The sequence below is a fragment of the Caballeronia udeis genome, assembly GCF_001544555.2.
Classification (GTDB): domain Bacteria; phylum Pseudomonadota; class Gammaproteobacteria; order Burkholderiales; family Burkholderiaceae; genus Caballeronia; species Caballeronia udeis.
The window spans coordinates 63676-84315 of sequence record NZ_FCOK02000021.1 but is presented as its reverse complement, the minus strand read 5'-3'; the positions used below and the strand labels follow the sequence as shown (position 1 = coordinate 84315).

21 protein-coding genes and 1 pseudogene are annotated in these 20640 nt (G+C 58.3%); 10 read left to right on the top strand and 12 right to left on the bottom strand.

What is annotated here, in order from left to right; all coding sequences use genetic code 11:
- The 3 genes from AWB69_RS17030 to AWB69_RS17020 all read right to left on the bottom strand — a co-directional run bounded on the left by AWB69_RS17030 (position 1) and on the right by AWB69_RS17020 (position 1926).
- Positions 1 to 681 carry a response regulator transcription factor gene (locus AWB69_RS17030; protein ID WP_062086730.1) on the bottom strand — a complete coding sequence of 227 codons (681 nt, stop codon included), beginning with the start codon at positions 679 to 681 and terminating at the stop codon, positions 1 to 3.
- 488 nt (positions 682 to 1169) lie between these two features.
- A complete protein-coding gene (locus AWB69_RS17025) occupies positions 1170 to 1427 on the bottom strand; it encodes a hypothetical protein (protein WP_062086728.1) in 258 nt (85 codons plus the stop codon).
- Between the two features lie 130 nt (positions 1428 to 1557).
- Positions 1558 to 1926, bottom strand: a complete 369-nt coding sequence (locus tag AWB69_RS17020; protein ID WP_197500256.1) for a type I restriction enzyme endonuclease domain-containing protein — start codon at positions 1924 to 1926, stop codon at positions 1558 to 1560.
- Here AWB69_RS17020 and AWB69_RS48685 point away from each other — a divergent pair.
- The 3 genes from AWB69_RS48685 (at position 1916) to AWB69_RS17005 (ending at position 5356) form a co-directional block, all read left to right on the top strand.
- Positions 1916 to 2122, top strand: coding sequence for a hypothetical protein (locus tag AWB69_RS48685; protein ID WP_062086725.1), 207 nt, complete (start codon positions 1916 to 1918; stop codon positions 2120 to 2122). The genes AWB69_RS17020 and AWB69_RS48685 overlap by 11 nt on opposite strands.
- A gap of 151 nt (positions 2123 to 2273) precedes the next feature.
- On the top strand, positions 2274 to 3689 hold the full coding sequence (locus AWB69_RS17010) for a PAS domain-containing sensor histidine kinase (RefSeq protein WP_062086724.1): 1416 nt from the start codon (positions 2274 to 2276) through the stop codon (positions 3687 to 3689).
- A 1430-nt stretch (positions 3690 to 5119) separates the two neighbouring features.
- A complete protein-coding gene (locus AWB69_RS17005; RefSeq protein WP_062086723.1) occupies positions 5120 to 5356 on the top strand; it encodes a hypothetical protein in 237 nt (78 codons plus the stop codon).
- Positions 5357 to 6087: 731 nt separating this feature from the next.
- Here AWB69_RS17005 and AWB69_RS50355 read toward each other — a convergent pair.
- From AWB69_RS50355 to AWB69_RS16965, 9 genes and pseudogenes are all read right to left on the bottom strand, one after another.
- Positions 6088 to 6222 carry a hypothetical protein gene (locus AWB69_RS50355; protein ID WP_269447484.1) on the bottom strand — a complete coding sequence of 45 codons (135 nt, stop codon included), beginning with the start codon at positions 6220 to 6222 and terminating at the stop codon, positions 6088 to 6090.
- 52 nt (positions 6223 to 6274) lie between these two features.
- Positions 6275 to 6373, bottom strand: a pseudogene (locus AWB69_RS49410) (4-oxalocrotonate tautomerase); the annotation flags it as partial.
- Positions 6374 to 6689: 316 nt separating this feature from the next.
- Positions 6690 to 7004: a DUF3331 domain-containing protein gene (locus tag AWB69_RS45810; protein ID WP_231937146.1), complete on the bottom strand. Its 315-nt coding sequence runs from the start codon at positions 7002 to 7004 to the stop codon at positions 6690 to 6692.
- A gap of 732 nt (positions 7005 to 7736) precedes the next feature.
- Positions 7737 to 7946 (bottom strand): hypothetical protein, encoded by a 210-nt coding sequence (locus tag AWB69_RS47750; RefSeq protein WP_156528879.1) that lies wholly within the window; start codon positions 7944 to 7946, stop codon positions 7737 to 7739.
- Between the two features lie 300 nt (positions 7947 to 8246).
- Positions 8247 to 8510 carry a DUF4148 domain-containing protein gene (locus tag AWB69_RS16985; RefSeq protein WP_407923044.1) on the bottom strand — a complete coding sequence of 88 codons (264 nt, stop codon included), beginning with the start codon at positions 8508 to 8510 and terminating at the stop codon, positions 8247 to 8249.
- Between the two features lie 702 nt (positions 8511 to 9212).
- Entirely contained in the window at positions 9213 to 9650 is a 438-nt protein-coding gene (locus AWB69_RS49405; protein WP_231937142.1) for a hypothetical protein, read from the bottom strand.
- Positions 9651 to 9699: 49 nt separating this feature from the next.
- A complete protein-coding gene (locus tag AWB69_RS45790; RefSeq protein ID WP_075643929.1) occupies positions 9700 to 10791 on the bottom strand; it encodes a serine hydrolase domain-containing protein in 1092 nt (363 codons plus the stop codon).
- Positions 10792 to 11284: 493 nt separating this feature from the next.
- Entirely contained in the window at positions 11285 to 11608 is a 324-nt protein-coding gene (locus AWB69_RS16970) for a DUF4148 domain-containing protein (RefSeq protein ID WP_062086713.1), read from the bottom strand.
- Between the two features lie 608 nt (positions 11609 to 12216).
- Positions 12217 to 12762, bottom strand: a complete 546-nt coding sequence (locus tag AWB69_RS16965; RefSeq protein ID WP_197500255.1) for a hypothetical protein — start codon at positions 12760 to 12762, stop codon at positions 12217 to 12219.
- A gap of 324 nt (positions 12763 to 13086) precedes the next feature.
- On the opposite strand from AWB69_RS16965, the gene AWB69_RS16960 reads away from it, so the two are divergent.
- The 7 genes from AWB69_RS16960 (at position 13087) to AWB69_RS16925 (ending at position 20594) form a co-directional block, all read left to right on the top strand.
- A complete protein-coding gene (locus AWB69_RS16960) occupies positions 13087 to 13965 on the top strand; it encodes a polysaccharide deacetylase family protein (RefSeq protein WP_062086709.1) in 879 nt (292 codons plus the stop codon).
- A gap of 394 nt (positions 13966 to 14359) precedes the next feature.
- Positions 14360 to 15505: a branched-chain amino acid ABC transporter substrate-binding protein gene (locus AWB69_RS16950; protein ID WP_062086707.1), complete on the top strand. Its 1146-nt coding sequence runs from the start codon at positions 14360 to 14362 to the stop codon at positions 15503 to 15505.
- Positions 15506 to 15622: 117 nt separating this feature from the next.
- A complete protein-coding gene (locus AWB69_RS16945) occupies positions 15623 to 16399 on the top strand; it encodes an SDR family NAD(P)-dependent oxidoreductase (RefSeq protein ID WP_063977827.1) in 777 nt (258 codons plus the stop codon).
- Positions 16400 to 16558: 159 nt separating this feature from the next.
- On the top strand, positions 16559 to 17770 hold the full coding sequence (locus tag AWB69_RS16940) for an aspartate racemase/maleate isomerase family protein (protein ID WP_062086705.1): 1212 nt from the start codon (positions 16559 to 16561) through the stop codon (positions 17768 to 17770).
- Positions 17771 to 18031: 261 nt separating this feature from the next.
- A complete protein-coding gene (locus AWB69_RS16935; protein ID WP_062086703.1) occupies positions 18032 to 19066 on the top strand; it encodes an NAD-dependent epimerase/dehydratase family protein in 1035 nt (344 codons plus the stop codon).
- Positions 19067 to 19077: 11 nt separating this feature from the next.
- A complete protein-coding gene (locus AWB69_RS16930) occupies positions 19078 to 19443 on the top strand; it encodes a hypothetical protein (protein WP_231937141.1) in 366 nt (121 codons plus the stop codon).
- On the top strand, positions 19440 to 20594 hold the full coding sequence (locus tag AWB69_RS16925; RefSeq protein WP_062086701.1) for a CobW family GTP-binding protein: 1155 nt from the start codon (positions 19440 to 19442) through the stop codon (positions 20592 to 20594). Before AWB69_RS16930 ends, AWB69_RS16925 begins: the two co-directional genes overlap by 4 nt.
- Positions 20595 to 20640: the final 46 nt, after the last annotated feature.

Below are 20640 nucleotides of genomic sequence, written 5' to 3'. Positions count from 1 at the left end.
TCAGTGACGACGGCCGTCAGGCAGATGGGGCTCGATACCAAGGGATTCGGCCTTGCGGACAAGGTCTGGCATAGAGCGCGCCTTCATCTTACGCATGACCTGTCCACGGTGAACTTTGACCGTGATTTCGCTCAAGTTCATCTCGGAGGCAATCTGCTTGTTCAGTAGGCCGGACAGCACGAAGGCCATCACCTCTTTTTCGCGCGGTGACAGCGATTCATACGAAGCGCGCAGACCGGCTAACGCCGTTTCTGCCGCGAGCCGCTCACTGTCTCGCGCCAGCGCGTGAGCAACTGCGTCCAACATGTCCTGGTCTTTGAACGGCTTGGCAAAGAAGTCTAGCGCACCCGCCTTCATCGCCTTCACACCCATCTCGATGTCTCCATGACCCGTTATGAATACGACCGGAATACGCATGCCGCTATTGACGATTTCCTGATGAAAAGCCATGCCACTTTTTCCGCGGAGCCGCACGTCGAGGATGAGGCAGCTTGGCCCGGCCGAGTGAGGAAATCGCAGGAATTCGTCAGGGGACTCGAACGCTTCGACGCGCAAGCCCATGGAGCGCATAAGCGTGCTGAGGGCAAGCCGGATGCCCCTGTCGTCGTCGACGACGTAGATGACGGGACCGTCGGTTGCTGCTGTTTCAGCCGGCATTCGGTGGGTCGGACCAGCAGTCATTTGGGCACCTCGTACAGCCAGAACGCGGTCGCATCCCACCGCCGTTTACCGTAAGTATTATACGCCCCCGACACGGAACAGGGACTAGCATGCACCGCCCTGGTAGTTGTCCACTCGGGTTCGTCCCCGAGCGTCGCTTGCGACGCTGAACGGACGCTTATTTGGCCTTCGGTGCGGTGTCCGATTTATGGTTGACGATCTATCAGGAAGTCCCAACGCCGGGACCAATCGGCGTCTTCCTTCACGAGTCGCCGTAAAATATTCAGTGCCGCTTGCAAGCTGGATCGACTCGACGATCGCGGATTACACAAGCGCCGCATTGAGCAGGCCGCTCTGCACTTTTTCCTGCAGTACGGCGCCGTCTCCCCACTCTGTGCGGAGGGCAATAGCGGGGAAGTTTCTGCCGCAACTGGGCGGCCCAATGCAAGACCAGCGGATTCGCTAGGTTCATTGACGGAATTGATCTTGTAGCATTCGAGTCAAGTTTTTTACGCGGCGATTTTGACCTGATCGCACCAGGTGTTGACGGCCTGCTCGGCGCTGCGGAAGCTGCGCTGCAAGGACGCTGGTGAGGCCGCAGGCGCCTGAGGGCTAACCAATGGAAGGCCTGAGCGCAAGATGCGCGAGTAGACGCACGTGTAGAAGAGTGCCGTTTGCAGGCCGAGGTTTGTGAGCCGATAGCGGTGGGTCTTGGTCACTCGCTCGATCAGGCCATGCAAGCGCAGGTGTCGGAGCTCGTAGCTCATGCGCCCCAGGCCGATGCAAGTGGCAGCGATCGAGACTTACGTATTGGGCAGGCCGGACGCAGACCAATGGGTTTTGATTGAGAGACTTCGTTGGATTTCCAGCAATCACCTGCACGTATGAACGTTTGTTTCACAGACGTAGATCTTTGCGACGCTCCTTGTATTCGCTATTCCCTTCGATTGCTCGAAGACTCAGTTTTGTTTGTTCGGTATTGTTCTTCGCCATCTCGATCAGTTCTTCCATCACCTGAGCCGTCTGGATCGACCGGTTCTTGTAGCGTGTAATTACTTTGATCAGCACACCGGAAAAATTTTCTCCTGCACACGTTCCTCGCGAAGCGGCTTTTGATTTCGCCTTCGAGTAGCCGTTCGAGCAGTTCGACCGCGAGTTGCGCTCGGGCAGGTTCTGCACCTCAGCAAGGAAATCGTTCGCATAAGGTACGGTAACTTCGTCCTGAAGCCCTTGCGGCCTTTGTCCGGAACAGACCTTGCTTGTCAAAAACCGCTTCGATGGCGGGCACAAGGTCGACAACGAAATCAACCGGCTCAGCGACAATGGTTCCTGCTACATTGTCGACGAGACGCTGACGTTCTCGAAAAAATCGGTTTACAACGAGTCGTACCCACACGGCGCATTGAAGCACCGCTCGCCGCGCGAGTTTCGCCAGCGCGGAAGTTCACCGACCCGAGCGTGACCGCGTGTCCGGTCATGCAGGGGCAAGCCAGCGCTGCAGATGTCGATCCGAATGGCTTAGGCTGTCAAATTGCGCGAGGCATTGCTGATTTGTGGAGGCAGGAAATATGTCGCAGTCTAGTCCTCTACAGTGGTCCAGGCGGTCCGCTATTTTGAACTATGCAGTTGCAGTTCTGTCGGTTGTCGCGGCGCTCGTCGCCGCGCGTCTACTAGACACTTACATGCAAAGTAGTCCGTTCGTATCGCTGTTTCTTTGCGCGACCATGTTCAGTGCCTGGTTCGGTGGCCTCGGTCCGGCTTTGCTCGCGACTGCGCTGTCCATCTTGGGTTTCACTTATTATTTCGTGCCGCCGACCAATTCATTCGATGTCGCACCTACGGAATTACCGCGCATCGTCCTGCTTGCGATGACAGATCTGTTTGTGGTCTGGCTGACCGTCGCGCGAAGATGCGCTGAAGGCGCATTGCGGCGGAGCCAGGCCTATTTGGCTGAAGCTCAATGGCTAAGTCATACGGGGAGCTTTGGCTGGAAGATAGCCACCGGCGACATTGTTTGGTCGAAAGAAACGTATCAGATATTTGGAGTGGGAGAAACGGTTAAGCCGACGATCGCCCTCGTCCTCCAACGTGTTCACCCGGATGACCGAGAACTTGTACAGCATGAAATCGGTCGTGCGGCGCTAGGCGGACAAGACTACGAGTACGAACACCGTCTTCTGATGCCGAATGGAGCGATCAAACACCTGACTGTCCGAGCCCATCGCGTGACATACAAATCCGGCGAGGAGGAAATCGTTGGTGCACTGATGGACGTCACAGCAGCCAGGGCAGCGCAAGAGGCATTGCACACGGCACAGGCGGAACTCGCCCGCGTCACTCGTGTAACGTCCCTCGGACAGATTAGTGCTTCGATTGCGCATGAAGTGAATCAGCCCCTCGCTGCCATCGCCACTAACGCATCAGCTAGCTTGCGCTGGCTGACCCGCGAAGTTCCGGAAGTAGACGAGGCGCGCATCAACCTGAGTCGCATTCTTGAAGACGCCAACCGGGCGGGCGGAGTGATCCGAAGAGTTTGCGATCTTGCCAAGGGGGCAGATCCGGAGGTGATCCCACTCGACATCAACGAGGTCATCGACGAGACGGTCGCTCTCGTAAAGCAGGAGGCGCTCAGCCATCGAGTGACAGTGCAGCTGCAGCTTGCGCCGGGATTGCCCTTGGTGCGTGGCGACCGGATCCAACTGCAGCAAGTGATCATTAATCTTGCAATCAACGGTGTCCAAGCCATGGCGGCAGTCACCGATCGCGCGCGAGTGCTAACCATCCAAACGGAACAGCGCAAATCCGACCAAGTGCTCGTGACGGTACAGGACGTCGGCGTTGGCGTTGGCGTGGAGCCCGAGGGGCTGGACCGGCTTTTCAGCGCGTTTTACACGACAAAAGCAGATGGTATGGGTATGGGACTGTCTATTTGTCGTTCGATCGTCGAGGCTCACGGAGGACGGGTGTGGGCGTCCCGCAATATCGGTTCGGGAATGACATTTCAATTTACAATCACCGCGTATCGGTAATGCCACTAATTCGGTCGACCTTTCGAAACAGCGCGAGTATCCCCGTTGATCCGGGCAGCAGCTCTAAATTAAATCATGCCTGCGCCCCCTGGCGTAGAGGCCTGACTGTCGCGTTTTTTAAAGACCCTACGAACCGAGCAAGGTCCGGTCGCGTTAGCTCAACGATGTCGAGACAAATTAGATCGAGTTGGCTTACGGCTAGACCTCTTGGTTCACTCGACTTAGAGTCTCGCCAAATTGCGTAACGAGGAGGTCCAGTTCTACGCGGAGAGCGCTGGTTTGCCGGTCGAAGTCCACGTCGCGAAATCGTCGCTCGCATCGCAGTTCGTTGTATCGGCTATAAATCGGGGACGCTTGTGAGGACGCCAGAAAACGGCATTCAAGCAGCCCGGCTGTGAGCATTGCGAGAAGGGAATATTGAGTAGATGGGAGACCTGAGTATCAACGCCAACTTGCGCATGTGACACTAACACTTGCCGTCGACTTAGCCAGCCGTACTCAAGGCCAAAGGCCGGGGATGCGGGCTGCACGGGCCAGCGCCTTTTATCGTTTTCGACGGAAATAGCATACAGCTATCGTCGCCAATGTCGCCGTAGACTTCTTACCGCGGTTATACGCTTGTATAGCCAGGTAACGCTAACGCGGTATCGGCATATCCAACCATAGAGTAGATTCGCCCTTCGGCAAAACCTATTCTTCTCTCATCGAGAAGGCGCTCGCTCGTTTACGTATGCGTGGGAGCTTTCTCTGAAGTTGTATTGGGTTTAGCGTTTGTGGGGAAGAAAGTCGGTGGATGACTGCGACGCGCAAAAGTTGCTTCGAGATAACAAGCATGTAATCCGAGAGACAGGATCGAGTCAGCGGTGGTTGACCAGAATGGAATCAACGCGTCCGGATCAGCGACGAAGGACGCCGGCCCGTTGATAGGGAATACAACAGGAGATTGCCATGTTCATCTATTCGATCCGTTATCGCGATGGCTGCGGCCGTTGGTCAGTTGGCTTCGCACAGGCCGCTTCACAGTGCGACGCTGAAGCGATTGCAATCTGCCGTTATGGCGCTTTCCATTCTGTCAGTCGTGCCAGCTTGGTCCCTTCAAAAGCTTAGCCTGGTAACCCGGACGACCAAGTTGGGTCGGAGCGGCGATCCCAGCCCATCGCGTCGCGCGCTCAGCGAATGGCTGCTTGCGAGCATTGACTGGGACTGGAGTCCACCCTGACCGGTCCTCGCCAATCTTTGGAACCGGACGGTCGTGTTCAGGTATAAAAGTTCATCCTGGACCGTTGCTTTTGGGAAGTCACAAGAACGCCCCTTAACCACAACTATTAGTGCGTCAGGCTCTGCGCACCAATAGACACAAGGACGCCGTCCAGCACTGAGGCGCACTCAGATGCCGGAGTGGTGTACGCGAAAGCCACTGGAGAATCGCCATGTCCGTTGAGATCATTATCCGTGAAACGAAAACCGGCCTCGAAATCGTCAGCGGCCGACGCCGTCTCGATGCGCTGCTCGCCTTGCGCGACGAAGTCGTGGTGATGAGCTCGGGCATCGGCGAGGTCGTCATTGCGCGTCTGCCGGACGGGCGTCTGCAGGCATCGGCGAATCCGGAGCACATCAAGCTGTTCCGCCAGCCGGAAGCGGCGGCGGGCAACAAGAGTTTCGCCTGAGTGATTGGGCACCGCCAGAGTATCGGACATCGAACGCCGCCCCCTAATTCACGTATTCGTATAAAGGCTTGTCTTTATCGACGACGTGAACGGTGACGAGCTTGAGCGACTTGTCTCGACAACCTTGAAACCGGCATGAGGTACGTCGTGGAGATTCAGGATGGGAGTTCCGGTTTCCAGCATCGAAGGCTGCCGAGTCCGCCGGTGGAATTTTATCACCAGTCGCCCACGGGTGCATGTCCCGCCTTCGCCGTGTGACCAGTATCACTGAATGCAGGACAGGCTACCTATATCGAGAACTGACGCACACACCGATAGGCGCCGGTGGTGATTCCACCGCTTTCGCGACGGCCCGTAATCCGGCAACCATGGTCACGTTTCCGGCTCCCGCCACGTCGAACGCAGCATGCGGGTCCCCCGCGACAAATGTGATCGAGCACATTTGTCGCGGGAAAACTGCACACCGGGTTCGGAGGGAGGGGACGGCCGATCGCCGTTTTCTACCCCTATCCTTTGGCTCAGGATTACCACAAGCTGAATGATCATGCTATTCGATTTGCCTGAAGAGCTGATATATCTTCGTGATCTCGTGCAAGAGGAGGAACCCGCGCCATATGACGGTTGGGCCGGGTGGCAGGTCATGCTTGCGATTCAGGTAACCGCCCAACATGGCTATCCACAGTACGGAGATAAAAAGTCCACCGTCGCCGGCCGCGCGTACTGCCACACGCTCAAGGGCGCAGCACATCGAATCCGCCGAGGACAACCACGCCGCTCAAGACGATCATCGCTGGGGAGTGCTGGCCGAAGTAGAGGATCGCAGCTGCCAGCCAGCTCGCGATGCAAAAAGCTCCGATGCGCGCCATCGCGTGCTCCTTATCTGTGGTGATAGCGGTATTCCTGCGTCTTGCCGCCGTATTAATACGAACCAGCGCGTACGTCCTGTACATAGATGTAGCTCTTTTCATGCAAATCGCCGAGCAGGTCCTCGAAAGCGGAAAAAGCTTCAGTGATATGGCCGCTGCCATTTTACAGTATTCCTAAATGTCAACTATCGTGTGCCGACCATAGCCATTCGACTTTTTCGTGAGCAGACGTACGCAGTAGCGCGATACTCGGTAGCCCCAGCGACAGGCTAAGCGATACCGATCGTGACGAGATCGCTCCGTGCCTCCCCCAAAGCCTCCCCAACTCGGTCGCTGTAGCGCACCAGCGCGTCGCGCTTGGGACGCAACCTTTAGCAGCCGGGCGGCCGACCTTAGGCGGTTGGCGAACCGCTTTGACACCCCAAAATGGCTAACGGAGACGACGATCACGCTGTTCGTCGTGGTGATCACGCTATCGGATCCGGAGCCACACATGAAGCGATGATCATCGCTTCTGCATTCGCGGGTGGTGATCCCCTAACGTGTGGGCTGTACACAAGATCGCCCGCCGCTATGCCGTGGCCGCTCAACACACACGTCCCAGCACGCCTCGCGATGCGTCTTCCCCAGGTCTGATGCCCATAGTGACCGGTGCGCGAATCGCACCAGGACACGGTCAACGTCTGCGAAGTCGCTCGCTCAAGCACTCTTACAGTCGGCTGCGTCCACTCCTGCGCGTGCGCTACGGCAGACCGCGGGCGCTTGTCTACACGAGAGATCATGGCGACAGTTCGCGACCATACGTCTGAACTAGTCTCAAACATCAAACGCTCCTCTTCGAGAATTTCACAACATTGACGGGTACTCGATCATGCGCGGCGAATTTCGGACTGCAAAAGCCGCGATTCCTTGTCCTTAACAAACAAAACTGCTGAAACGTTGGGCGACGCGACGCGCTAACCACGAAGGACCAGCGTCGATTCCAGTCCGGCATGCAATAAGCCTAAAGAAATTACCTGACCATGACTTGCGACGCACTTGCGCATCAGTGACCGAAGTAGCTTGAGTGAGTACCTGCCGCAGTCCTCGGCGCACCGGCCTGCGAGGAACCATCGGACACTCCGCCTACTCCCGTGTTGCTCGGCGTTGCGATATCCCACGCATGAACACGCGCCTCGGCCGCTTAAATATCGGACGGATAGCGCACATCGTTGTTGCTCGGCCGGTAGGCAGCCCGTTCGAATTGGAACAGATCTGTGCGCACTTCGGCACGTGGTCGGCTTCGTACACGGTGATTGAAGCCCCGACCTGACTGTCCTCGTCGTAGCGAAAGTGGTTCTCCCTTATTTTGTATAGCGAAGTTTGATGCACGATGACATTCCGATTACATTGATGTCATATTTGGCTTCCCGACACGGGCCGGCCCAGCCTGTCGGGAACACCAAGGTCGTCCCGAGTCGATGGTCAAATGCGTGGCCGCCTGAGGCGTACTCCAACCGGGCGGTACGCCGCTGTCATTCCCAATGGCGTGGATAGGGCTCGTGCCGCGCTCGCTCGATATCGATTGCGGTATCGACGGCGCGGGCGATATCTTCTTTGGTCGGTCGCGGCGGTCGGTTGCGTGCAAGGCATCGTTGCAAATGGACCTTGAGCGGCATCGTGGTAGATCGAAGATGATGTGCGGCTTTCCGTCCGGCGATGGTTAAGACCTCGATAATTTTCATGCTTATCCAGGATGCGTTGCGCCCGCGCGGGAACCATGTGAGTGCCTCATAACCGGTCTCGTTAGGGGAGGTACCGCCAGGCTTCGTCGTTAACGCGGCTCATCACCCGTTACTGGCGACGTTCGGTTGAGGAGCGTTCTGCGCGAAGCCTGCGCTTGTTGAGACCACGCTCATGGTTAATTTGACTGAGAGTTTCATCCTGTAATCCTGATTGAATAAGCCTGATTGACGTGCTTGGATCGTTTGGCGCCTCCCTGCTGCCACCGGCGCCCAGACTTAAGAACTACTGGTTTAGACCGATCATGGATGCGCATACACCGTGCTGTTCAGGTAGGCAAGTTGACCATCCTTTTCCGCTTCCACGAGTTCTTGGTACACCTGTGCACGTGTTTTGGGAGCTATCGTCTGACCGTCGGGGGGGACCCATTGACCGGTTTGCGCGACAACCTTTGCGTTGGTGACGTTGGAGGGCAGCGCGTCTGTCGGCTGGGCCTGCGATTGTGCGAAGGCCGACGTGCTTATTGCGAGGCCGAGGAGAGTGGTGATCGTTAATGTTTTCATCATGACTTCGTTGCTGTGGAGTGGAAGGGGTGGGCCGAGGGGCAGTGCGCGAGTCAATGCGTATCCCGGTTGCTTAGAGACTACCGAGTCGGCCCAATCGAAAGGGAAGCTCAAAAATTAAATATTTGTTACCTGTATGCGCAGAACACCGCGTTTTGCCCACTACACCCGACGAGCGAGGTTCGGGGTTCGTCCATCCGCCGCCTGGTGCCTGATCGAAGGTCACCGATGCAGTCAAGCCGAGCGTGTGCAGATTCGTGCCGGGCAAACTGGCTAGCAGGAGTAGCGTCGTCTGGCGACCCTTCCTCGACTGGCATTGTTGCGTATGTCCGCCTGAAGACAGACCTCTGCCTGCAAGGTTCACTGGACGCGTACGGACTGAGGGCGTGCAAGTCTCGCCATGTGGTTCACGATGCCGACGCGGATTGCGACCTCGTCGTTTGCGACAACTGGTTGCAGGTTTTCGAGTCGGTGAGTCGGTGTTGCAGTGTGAGGGGAAGGCGAGAGAGAATGCGATGCGTATGAAGCGCCAAGACGCGGTGCCAGGGGTCATGATTGAGGAATTCAGGCCTGACACGGACGAGCGGGATCGCGGTGCACGGCGCCGAGGATGAACTACCCGCCGTCGACGCGGTCAGGTGCGGCAGTAGTGCCGCAGATTGATCATCGTATAGGCGAGCGTCTTGAACGCGTAGTGCAGGTGGCTCAGACGCTCGAAGCGCAACAGCAGGCGGCGGAACTTGTCTTCCCAGGCGAAGACGCGCTCGATGGTGCGGAAGCGTTCATCGAAAATGGCCGAGTCGAAAAGCGGCTTGCGACCGCGCTTCGGGTTTCGCGGCCACGCGGATTGGGATTGATGTTGGGCTTCATGCCGCGATTGAAAATGGCCTTGCGGTTGGCCCGGCAGTCGTAGACGTCATCCGGACCGACGATGGTGCCGCGCAGATCAAGGCCAATCGCGCGGACGGTTTGCGTGAGCTGGGGTAACGCCTCGCGCAGCAGCAGTGATTCATTGCGGTTGCCGGGTGCCGGAACGAACGGCGCAATCACATTGCAGTTGCGATCGCAGAAAGCGACGACCTTGTCGCCCTTCATGTGTTTGTGGCCGCTGAAGCCGAGGTTGTCGCCGCCTTTTTTCGCCACCGTTGTCGTGCCATCGCCGTGAATGACGGACCTATCGAGGAGCTGGTCCTCATACAGTTTGCATACCGAACCGAGTAGTATGGCGTCCAGACAGCCATCCGCTGTCCAGCGCCGGAAAATGCGGTAGACGCTCGTGGGATGAATTTCGGGGCGACCGACCGGATCCTTGTCGATCGGCAGCGCCTTCCACTGGCAGCCCAGACCCAGCCGTCTCGCCGCTATGCACGACCATTTCGTCGTCTTCCAGGGAATCCACGCCCCAGCCGAGCCCAACCTCGCGAGCACGCTCACCGCGAGACCTCCGTATCACGACCGCGTCGCTGATTGCGGCCTCAAGGGACGAACGACGCGATCCGAGCATCGCCTCGATGAACGTCAGTTGGTCGTTGACCGTGGATCGCAAAGCGCCAGCCCCCGCGAAAGGCGGTCCATAGTTCCAGTTGGGGGTCGGCTTGAGTTTCAGATCATGGCCTGGGGCAAGCCGGTTTTTCAAAGCGTCGGAAAGCACCATAGCCGTGCTGTTCAAACTGAGAGGTGACAGAATTCGCTCGCGAATCAACGATTCGTAGTCCCTTCCAGCGCGGCATGAAAGCGCATGACCTAGCAGACCGGCCCCGAGGCTTGAATATCGAAACTTGGCACCGATTCTGTGAATCATTTGATGCGTGGACAGGAACTGATAAAGATCATCGACAGAGTATTTCGCATAGGAGTCGGCTGTTTCGCCGCCCACGAAATACTCAGGCATGGGCGGCAGTCCGGACCTGTGAGTCGCGAGATCGTGCAGCGTAATCGTGCGTCCGTTGCGGACCGGTACGGAAACGCCCTCCGGCAACAAGTCCTGCACCGGCTCGTCGAGCGCCGCTTCGCCGCGCTGTATCATGTCCGCTAGCAAGAGTCCCGTGTAGCCCTTCGTCACCGAGCCAAGTTCGAACAAGGTATCACCGTCTGGCTTGCGCGTATCGTCGTGCCCGAATCGCCCGTGACTGATTATGCGCCGCCGGGTCCCTTCGACGATGCCGAGTACGACACCAATGCCTTGCTGCCACACGTCAATGCGCGCGGCGAGGATTCTTTTAAGCGCGGTGTCGTCGGGAAAATGAGAACTGCGTGCCTGGTCCCTCTTAAACGCTTTCGCCATGTCACGCACATAACCTCCATCAGGACCTTTCAGGCCTACAGATCCGTACGTCTACCTAAGGGAGCACATTGACCGTTCAATGCCGGAATATGCGAGCTACCGCTCACAGGAGTAGCAGTGCTGCCCGTCAAAGAGCCGTTGCCTGGAACACCTCCATATGTGGGATCGGTCCAACGGAGACGGACTCCGACGTCAATCTGCAGGTCAGGATCACGCTGCCTCAGGCGGTTGTCATTGTGGCCGACCGATGAAAATCGGTAGTGCCCCTCGGCATTCCCATTGTCAGCCCCGCAACGGACAGTCGGAGCCACTGCTTGAGCGGCAGAAGCGGGGCGAACGGGGGGACATGGACCGGTCAGAAAAATGAAAGCCACGTTCCCTTTGGGCGTGGCTGTTCTTGTCAAACGAAGCTTGCTGAACTGCATCAGGCTTCGCGCCAGGTTGTTTCGCTTCTACCGGATGTCGCCGTGACTGACGGTGTCGACGCGACATGTCAGTGGCGAAGGTACAGGCTACTGTCGAAGCTGGCCGAGGGCTGAACGACAGCGCGTGCGCCCGAAGCCGACGTGCCGCTTGTCGACGGGCCATACGAAGTATTGGCCGTCTCGTTTTGCGCGGCGACGCGTTGCTCGGCCGCCTGGATATTCGCCGGATACTGGGTTCGATCGCTCGCCGGGTTGTAGCCGGCACGTTCGAGTTGGGCGAGTTCCGCCTCGACTTGGCCGCGGGTCACAGGAGCGTTGCTCTGAGCAAACGCGTACGTAGGAGCGGCGAGGGCCGAAGCAATGATGACTGCGGGAAGGAGTGCCTTGAACATGATGAAACCTCCAATCTGTTTTGTGGAAACGGAGCAGTGAGAATGGCTTCGCCGTGTGCTCCGCCGTTTGAAGAAAGTCTAGGCGTGTCCGGGCTAAGGAGAAACCCTTATACGATCAATAGATAATCTTCGTAAATGAAATAATGAAATTAATTGAAGAAATCTATCAACCGCATTGAGCGGTTCCTGAGCGGTTCCGCGCAACGAATTGCACGCAGTTAAGCAGCACAATTACGAGTTTGATTTTGATGCGGCACTCAGCCGATATTCAGCGTGGAAACAGCGCCAAAATGCGCGCACCGATAGAGTGTCCGTTCAGTCCCATGTGATTCAAGATGCGTACTCTTCGCGAAGTAAGGGCGGGCAGGGCCTTGACCGTCGCCGGCACAGCGCAAGCCTGCTCTTGCCATTGCATGACCAAACGTTGGATCGCCACTCAGGGCCGTGGTTCGTGCACTTCCTCACCTTTGAAGGGCCTTGCGTGAGATCTTTGTTGAGGGTCAGGTGTCGAGCACCGCGGGCGCCGTCGTCCGGCTGTGCGCGGGCTTGCCGCGCATAGGCTCTTGATATAGTCAGAATTACTAAGTAATTTAATATAAATCCGATGGTCAATTTTTTTCGGTGCATATGTCGGAGATGTCGTCCAGTTTGATGATCAGATGCACAGCGCCGCGTGTCATCGCCCGGCGAGTGCCGCCGATCGGCAACAGCAGCGGTGTCGTTTCACCGCCATAGGGGAGGGCCGCAAGACCGTAGTGTCGGCGATAGCGGGTCAACTCCGCCATCAGTTCCGTCGTCGCCGGCAGCAAGCGTTCCTTGTCGCCCTTACCGGTGATCGCCAGCCACCAGCGGTCCTGGCCATCGCGGTCGCGCCGTCTAAAAAAGCCCCCCATCGGATTGCGCACGACTTCCGAGATGCGCGGACCCATCAGATACAGCAGCGAGATCAGCCAGCGCACGCGTGCGTAGTGCTCCTGCTCGCGTGCGGTGTCGCGCGGCATCGCATCGATCGAGGTTTTGACGGCCTGCCAGAGATCATCCTCGAGGAAGCGCGTCACGCGCGGCTTCGCCTTTCGCGCACGCTGACGCGACAGGGAGAGGGGATTGCCGGCCAGGTAGCCCGCGTTGACCAGCCACGCGAACAGGGTATTCACAATCACAAACGCCTGTCGCTGGCTCGCCGGCGAGAGCGGTCCCGCGAACGACCGCCAGCCGTAAACGAGAGTGAATCAAACCGTGGGAGGCCATTTCCGTCGACTTGACCGCCGTCATAGACGGCGTGACGGCGCCTTAGCGAGATAAAGCAACACCTCGCTGCGTTGTAGGGCGAGTGTGGTTGAAGGTTTTATCTAGGTAATTACCCTTATATTTTATGCGATTTTGTCCGGATCTAATAAACGTATCTTGACGACAAAATACAAATAACGGCTCGCAGCCTGCACGGCTAGGCGTCAATCGACAGAGGAAAAGGAAAACACGTGACTAAGAAAATTCTTGTCTCATTGGGTATCCACGTCGACGCCGTGGCCGGCTGGCTCGGGTCCTACGGCGGCGAAGACTCGCCCGACGACATCTCGCGCGGGATGTTTGCAGGGGAGGTGGGTTCGATGCGTCTGCTGAAGCTGTTCGAGCGCGAAAATCTCAAGACCAGTTGGTTCATCCCGGGGCATTCGATCGAAACCTTCCCCGAACAGATGAAGGCGGTCGCGGCGGCCGGCCACGAGATCGGCCTGCACGGGTACAGCCACGAGAACCCCATTGCGATGACGCCGGAGCAGGAAGAGGCCGTGCTCGACCGCAGTATCGAACTGATCACGCAGTTGTCGGGCCAACGGCCGACGGGTTACGTGGCGCCCTGGTGGGAATTCAGCCCCGTGTCGAACGAGCTGCTGATCAAGAAGGGCATCAAGTACGACCACAGCCTGATGCATAACGACTTTCACCCGTACTACGTTCGCGTTGGCGACACTTGGACCAAGATCGACTACAGCAAGCATCCAAGCACCTGGATGAAGCCGCTGGTGCGCGGGCAGGAAACCGGTCTGGTCGAGATCCCGGCGAGCTGGTACCTCGACGACCTGCCGCCGATGATGTTCGTCAAGAAGTCGCCGAACAGCCATGGCTTCGTCAATCCGCGTGACATCGAGGAGATGTGGCGCGATCAGTTTGACTGGGTTTATCGCGAATACGACTATGCCGTGTTTCCGATCACGATCCACCCTGACGTCGCGGGTCGTCCGCAGGTGCTGTTGATGCTCGAACGTCTGATCGCGCACTTCCGCGCGCACGACGGCGTGCGCTTTTGCACCTGCGACGAGATGGCCGACGACTTCCTTGCACACAACCCGCGCGGCTGATCTGGCTTCGATGTAGCGCTCGTGCGCATTGCCGTGACGTGCAACTATATGCATCCTGGAGGTATCCGATGAGCGGAGGCTCGCAGCCGCTCTATGAACCAGTCGCCGGGTCGGTCTCGTCGGCTGCCACGCCTACCCGGAGGCTCCAGCTGGGCATCGATGGAAAGGCGATCGAAAAAGGTTCGGGTCATATTACTGGCAGCATGGGCGAGGCTTGCTGGCAGTTTCGCGCACACGACCCGCCACTCGTCACATCCCGCTAAATAATGGCGGGGTGCGAACGATAGATTCTGACTCAATCTTAGGATTTCTAACTGAAGCACGTTTCCAGCGCTTAGGCAGGCCGAAGACGAACCACATTGGAATTTATTTAATTATTTAATAGGAATAGAAAATGAACGTGCGAAATATCTTCTCCCTTACCGTCTTCGCTCTCGCAGCGCTTGGCGCGTCAACCGGTGCGGTTGCGCAGGACGAAACCGTCGTGAAAATCGGGCACATCGCTCCGCTGACAGGTGCCGCCGCACACGTGGGCAAGGATCTGGAAAACGGCGCGCGCCTCGCCGTAGAAGAGATCAATCGCGCAGGGCTTGTCATCAATGGTCAAAAAGTAAAGCTGGAACTCGACTCTCAGGATGACGCGAGTGACCCGCGAATCGGGACGGAGGCTGCGCAGCGACTCATCGACGACAAGGTCGTCGCAGTGGTCGGCCACCTTAATTCTGGGGTGAACATCCCTGCTTCGAAACTTTATAACGACGCTGGCATTACGAACATCACGCCAGCAGCGTCAAACCCGCTTCTAACCCTGCAAGGGTTCAAGACGGAATACCGCTTGGTTGCAACGGATGCTGACCAGGGGCCAGCTCTTGCCAAGTTCGCGGCAACCAGTCTCCATCTGAAAACCGTGGCGGTCGTTGACGACGCGACGGCCTATGGTCAAGGCCTGACTAAAGAGTTTGAAAAAAGCGCGACGTCCCAAGGCTTCACAGAGACGTCGCATGAGGTCACCAATGACAAGGCTGTCGATTTTCGAGGGATTCTTACGAAGATCAAAGCCGACCGTCCCGAACTGATCATGTTCGGCGGGATGGATGCTACAGGCGGCCCACTGGCTAAGCAGGCCAAACAATTGGCGTTGGATTCGAAACTGCTGATGGGTGATGGTGCATGTACGTCGAACCTCGGCTCGCTTGCCGGTCCGGCCGCAGCAAACGTCTACTGTTCCGAGGGCGGCGTTGCCTTGTCGGAGATGCCACGTGGACGTGCTTTCCAGGATGCCTATGAGAAACGCTTCAATGTTCCAATCCAGAGCTACGCGCCATACAGTTACGATGCAGTTTATGTCATCGTAGATGCAATGAAGCGGGCTCAATCCATCGATCCCTCAAAAATTCTCGCGATGATGCCATTGACCAACTACCCTGGCGTGACCGGTCAGATTCGCTTCAAGCCCAACGGAGATTTACTGAACACTTCCGTTTCCATCTATCAATACAAGGATGGTCAGAAGACGTTCCTCCAGGCGATGAAAGACTAGTAGGTTACTGAAAGCGCACGATGGTCATCAAGAGGCTCCCGGTCGTTCAGACAGTCGTGGCGCGCGCCGCGACAAGCGGCAGTTGATCAAACCTTCCGAACAAATTAAGGAACATACATGGCATCAGTTCTAGATAGCTACTCCTTGAAGGGTAAGGTGGCGATTGTCGTTGGTGCCGGCGGCGCAATTGGCCGCGCCATCAGCCTCGCATACGCACAAGCGGGCGCCGCGGTTGGGTGCCTTGATTATCACGCGTCGAACGCGGCTACCACCGCTCTCCAGATCACCGAGGCGGGTGGCCGAGCGCGCTCTTTCAGGGTCGACGTGACCCGGGAGGACGAGGTCGGCTCAGCGATCGATGCCGTGCACGCCGGATTTGGCGGTGTGCACGTCCTTGTCAACTGCGCGGCCACGGCTGACCCGATCGGCACGGTGCTCGACTACAGCCTGGCTGATTGGAACCAGGTATTGGCGGTCGATCTGACCGGCTGCTTCCTTGCCAGCAGGGCGGCGATTCCGCACATGATCAAAAGCGGCGGCGGATCGGTGATTCACGTTTCATCGCAGTTGGGCGGAGTTGGCCGTGCAGGCCGCGTAGTGTATTGCGCTGTGAAAGGGGCATTGCTCAACATGGCGCGCGCAATGGCTGCCGACCACGCCGCGCAGGGCATCCGCGTCAATACGCTGTCGCCCGGCGCCATCGAAACGGACAGACTGGTGCACCAGTTCGGGTCGATGCAGCAGGCGCGTCAAAAGTTGGGGCCAGCTCATCTGCTGAACCGACTCGGGCAACCCAATGAAATCGCCAGCGCCGCGGTTTTCCTCGCGAGCGAAGCATCGAGTTTCATGACCGGTGCCGATCTGTTGGTTGACGGCGGCTACACCGCCACCTGAAATTATTCCCAAGAACGCCGGTCTCCCAGGCGGATGAGATCTGGCCGGCGGCATCGATCGCATCGCCTGTACCCGCACTGAGCACGGTCTGCATCGCGCTGATCGCGCGACTGACCTTATGACATTGTGTCGCTGGCAACATCCGGAAAGGAGTGGAAGATGGCAAGCAGGCTGAAAAAACTGGACAGTTTCAAGGACTTGAAAAAGGTGGGTTTCGTCATGCCGTCGTCGAACACCGTGCTGGAGCCGCTGACGGCGCAAATGACGCATCCGATCAGCGATCGGGTCTCGGCTCATTTCAGCCGGGTGCCGATGAAGGCGCTATCGCCCGACAGCCGGGAAGTCCATCCGTTTCAAACGCAGAGAATGGTGGATGCAGGGACGCTGCTTAAAGATGGCGGCCTGGACGCAATACTCTGGGACGGCACGAGCAGTTGGACCGGCGAGGGATTTAAAGCCGATCTGACACTGTGCGAAGACATCGGCCGGATGACGGACGTACCAGTATCAACCGCGTCACTGGCGCAGGTCGAGGTCCTGAAGCGCTACGGCATCAAGCATTTCGGACTGGCGACTCCGTATGTCGAGGCGCCCGCTCGCAACATCACCAATGCTTACGAGGCTGAGGGATTGACCGCGGTGAAGTCCGCGAGGCTCGATGAAACTGAGAGCATTCGCATCGCCGATGTCCCGTTCGAGCGGATCAAACAATTGCTGCGTGAGGCTGATTCGTCGCAGGCCGAGTGTATCGTCGTCGCCGGCGCCAATCTGCCGGCAACCGTCGTTATCGACGAAATGGAAGCGGAATTGGGCAAGCCGATTTTCGACAGCATCAGTGTGATGCTGTGGAAGGCGTTGCAAATGACCGGCATTCATGTGCCGCTGCACGGCTGGGGCGAGCTTTTGCGAGACAATCCGGTGCTCACTGCGCTGGAGCAGACGATGGCCACACTGTTGCAGGCGACCGGTGCGAGCCGGACCACTGTGCGCATCGATATTCCCGCTCACAACTGCCATATCGATACGGTGTGCGCCGAAGCTATGGCGCCGGGAATCGTCCCACTGAAACTAAATTCTTCGATGAACCAGCGAAGCCTGCCGACAGTGAAGTGGCTGGAAGCGAATCGCGATTTGCTGATCCAGAGTGATTGCGCGAACCACGCGGTCAGGCCTCCCAAAGCGTTGACCGCTGTGTACGGCGTGAAGGCGCAGATGCTTGCGCCCCTGATGGCGCACGACGAGCTGATCGGATTTGTATCGCTCCACTACGTGCCCAGCACGCGCGTCTGGAGCGAGGGTGAAATTGCCACGTTGCGACACGCAGCGGCGCAGGTGAGCCGTATATTGGCAGATCATGGATGGGCTGGTTAGGTCGAGGCAACCCGCGCAAGCGCGCCGATCGCGACACGAAGCCGATGGTGACTGGCGTGCGCAAATTACAGTAGTGTTTGCGCCGTCCTTCCCCCCTGCGTGCAGCCGTCCGTTCGCAATTTTTGCCTTGCCGCGTCGGCTGCGCCATAAAACCGTCAATCCGGTTGTCCGTTGCATGTAATTCAGCAACGCGTTGTTCGGAAGAGGGGCGTTGCGGGCCCTGTTTCGAGCGTAGCCACAATTTGTCTAAAGGATGCTGGAATGGCGATCTTAATTTCCGGCGGCGCCGGATTTGTCGGCCTGAATGTGGCGGAGAACTTGCTGGCGCGGGGCGTAGACGTCATTTTGTTCGGTCCCGACGCGCCGCCGCCAGCTGCAGTCACATCTCTGCAGCGCCTTCCCGGCAGGTTATCGCTGGCCCACGGCGATGTATCGGTCTCAGCCGATCTCGATGCCGTGTTTGCTTCCTATACGATCGACCGCGTTGTCCACGGCGCGGCCATTACGGCGGATCTCGCACGCGAGAGGCGCGCCGCGCGCGACATCTTTACCGTGAACCTGCTGGGAACGGTCGAACTTTTGGAAGCAGCGTTGCGGCACGGCGTAAGCCGCGTTGTTCAACTCGGCACCGGTTCGATCTTCGGCGCGGCCGGCACACCCAGCGCGATGCTCGATGAGCAAATTAGTCCGGCCGTCCCGCTTACCCTGTACGGCATCAGCAAATACGGGGCGGAGCGCACCGCGGTGCGCTACCGCAGCTGCCGCGGCCTTAACGTTGTGGTAGCGCGGCTGGGCGTCGTGTTCGGCAGATGGGAATATGACACCGGGATGCGTGACACGCTTAGCCTGCCGCTGCAGTTATTCAATATCGCCGAGGCGGGTGGCTCCGCAGTCGTGCATCAAGGCGCGGGCGATGACTGGGTGTACGCGACCGACGTCTCAAGCGGCATTGTCGCCTTGCTCGACCGACACGATACGCCGGAGCCGATTTACCATTTGTCAGCCGGCATGCGCTGGTCGCTCGCGGGGTGGTGTCAACATCTCAAGCGGAGTTTTCCGGCGTTCCGCTATGAATTCGCCGACGTACTTGAGCAGTGCACGGTCGGACAAAGCGCATCGACTCCGCGCGCTCCGATGAGCATCGAGCGCCTCAAACGGGACACCGGTTATCAACCCCAATTCCTTTTAGACAGCGCGTTCAAAGATTTTTTTCATTGGCGTGCCCGGTTCCCATCGTTTTCCAGCCCTAACGAAATGTCGTTGGTTGCAGAAAAACCAGCATCAGACGGAGTGTGAGCATGTGTGGAATGTGCGGGCTGCTGGGTGGCGGCAATCACTGGTCTAACACAATACCGCCGGTCAAAGGAGCGAACGCGCGAAGCCAGCGCCTCATCCATGTGGCCCTGGCGAACCGCGTGCTGGCCTCGTATCGGCTTAAGCTCGACGATTTTCATGGACAATCGTTCGTCCTGTCGTCCCCGACGGGCGCAAGCGAACTGGTCGGCGATTTCGGGCAGGTCTGGCGCGTCGCCGAACAGATGCTGGGAAGGCTGCTCGATCCGCTCACCCTTTTCGACTTGGACCAGGCAACACCATCCCCAACGCCACCCTCCGGCGATCGAGCGACCGCCACTACCAGCCACCGTTTCGCGGACAATCAATCTGCATCATGAGCCCCAGTTACGACATCCTGCCGGTCACGCTCGTAACAGGTTTCCTTGGCAGCGGAAAGTCGACGTTACTGGCCGACTTGCTTCACGGCGACGCGGCAAAAGACACCGCTGTCCTGATCAACGAGTTCGGCGAAGTGGGACTCGATCATCTGCTGGTCGGCGAAGTCAATGCACGCACCGTGCTTCTCGATAACGGCTGCGTCTGCTGCTCCATTCGCGGTGAACTCAAGGAGGCCTTGGCGACGCTGTTTTCGCGACGCGCGCGCGGTGACCTGCCGCCGTTTTCCCGAGTGGTGCTGGAGACTACAGGCCTTGCGACACCGGCGCCGATCATGGCGACACTGCTCGCCGATCGGGTAATCCGCAGTCACTATGCGTTGAACGCGACGGTGACCGTGGTCGACGCGCTCAACGCCGCGCAGCAGCGCGCACGGCATCCGGAATGGCTGGCGCAGGTGAGCGCTGCCGACCGGCTCGTGATCAGCAAGTCGGACCTTGCTGACCCTGCGAGCGTTGCCGCGCTGGCCCGCACGCTTGCGGAACTGAACCCGGCGGCAGAAGTGGTGATACGCGCAAGCGCGTCGGATACGGGCGATATACTTTTCGCTCCCGTTATCTCGACTGATCTGACGCGGCGGCTCGGCCGCGTGCAGCGCGAGTTGGCGAGCGGAGCGGCATTTCCGGGCTTCGATTCGGCCACTTCCGCGGAACCCGCCACCGAATGCAATGGCGCGCGCGACGAAGGCAGTTACCGCACCTGGTCGAGAGACCCCGCGTTGCTCGCGCACCGCCGCGCCATGTCTTCCCTTGCTGCGCCTGACCGACCGGCCTCACAGGACATCGTGTCGTTCTGCATGCAGATCGACGAGCCGATCGACTGGCAGGTGTTTACGATCTGGTTCACTATGCTGCTGAATCGTCACGGTGATAAGATCTTGCGGGTCAAAGGCCTGCTGTTTATCGCGGGCTGCGCTCAGCCGGCGGTGCTACACGCCATACAGCATTTGGTCCATCCGGTGCTGCATCTTGACGTGTGGCCCGATGCCCAGAGGAGGTCGACACTCGTCTTCATCACCGAGGGGCTCGCGCGCGACAGCGTCGAAGCGTCATATGCGCGGTTCCGTCAACGACTCGAAGAACCTGATCATTGAACACAGTGCGCGCTAAACCCTCCCGTCGCAAGTCCGATCCGTCGAC

Excerpts from the sequence above, each read along its gene's own strand:
- AWB69_RS16945 (WP_063977827.1), top strand. The coding sequence starts at position 15,623 with ATGGCATCAGTTCTAGATAGCTACTCCTTGAAGGGTAAGGTGGCGATT.
- AWB69_RS16970 (WP_062086713.1), bottom strand. The coding sequence starts at position 11,608 with ATGTTCAAGGCACTCCTTCCCGCAGTCATCATTGCTTCGGCCCTCGCC.
- AWB69_RS50355 (WP_269447484.1), bottom strand. The coding sequence starts at position 6,222 with ATGGCGCGCATCGGAGCTTTTTGCATCGCGAGCTGGCTGGCAGCTGCG.
- AWB69_RS17030 (WP_062086730.1), bottom strand. The coding sequence starts at position 681 with ATGACTGCTGGTCCGACCCACCGAATGCCGGCTGAAACAGCAGCAACC.
- AWB69_RS16925 (WP_062086701.1), top strand. The coding sequence starts at position 19,440 with ATGAGCCCCAGTTACGACATCCTGCCGGTCACGCTCGTAACAGGTTTC.
- AWB69_RS16940 (WP_062086705.1), top strand. The coding sequence starts at position 16,559 with ATGGCAAGCAGGCTGAAAAAACTGGACAGTTTCAAGGACTTGAAAAAG.
- AWB69_RS16935 (WP_062086703.1), top strand. The coding sequence starts at position 18,032 with ATGGCGATCTTAATTTCCGGCGGCGCCGGATTTGTCGGCCTGAATGTG.
- AWB69_RS16985 (WP_407923044.1), bottom strand. The coding sequence starts at position 8,510 with ATGATGAAAACATTAACGATCACCACTCTCCTCGGCCTCGCAATAAGC.
- AWB69_RS45810 (WP_231937146.1), bottom strand. The coding sequence starts at position 7,004 with ATGATCTCTCGTGTAGACAAGCGCCCGCGGTCTGCCGTAGCGCACGCG.
- AWB69_RS47750 (WP_156528879.1), bottom strand. The coding sequence starts at position 7,946 with ATGAAAATTATCGAGGTCTTAACCATCGCCGGACGGAAAGCCGCACAT.
- AWB69_RS45790 (WP_075643929.1), bottom strand. The coding sequence starts at position 10,791 with ATGGCGAAAGCGTTTAAGAGGGACCAGGCACGCAGTTCTCATTTTCCC.
- AWB69_RS17025 (WP_062086728.1), bottom strand. The coding sequence starts at position 1,427 with ATGAGCTACGAGCTCCGACACCTGCGCTTGCATGGCCTGATCGAGCGA.
- AWB69_RS17005 (WP_062086723.1), top strand. The coding sequence starts at position 5,120 with ATGTCCGTTGAGATCATTATCCGTGAAACGAAAACCGGCCTCGAAATC.
- AWB69_RS16930 (WP_231937141.1), top strand. The coding sequence starts at position 19,078 with ATGTGCGGGCTGCTGGGTGGCGGCAATCACTGGTCTAACACAATACCG.
- AWB69_RS16950 (WP_062086707.1), top strand. The coding sequence starts at position 14,360 with ATGAACGTGCGAAATATCTTCTCCCTTACCGTCTTCGCTCTCGCAGCG.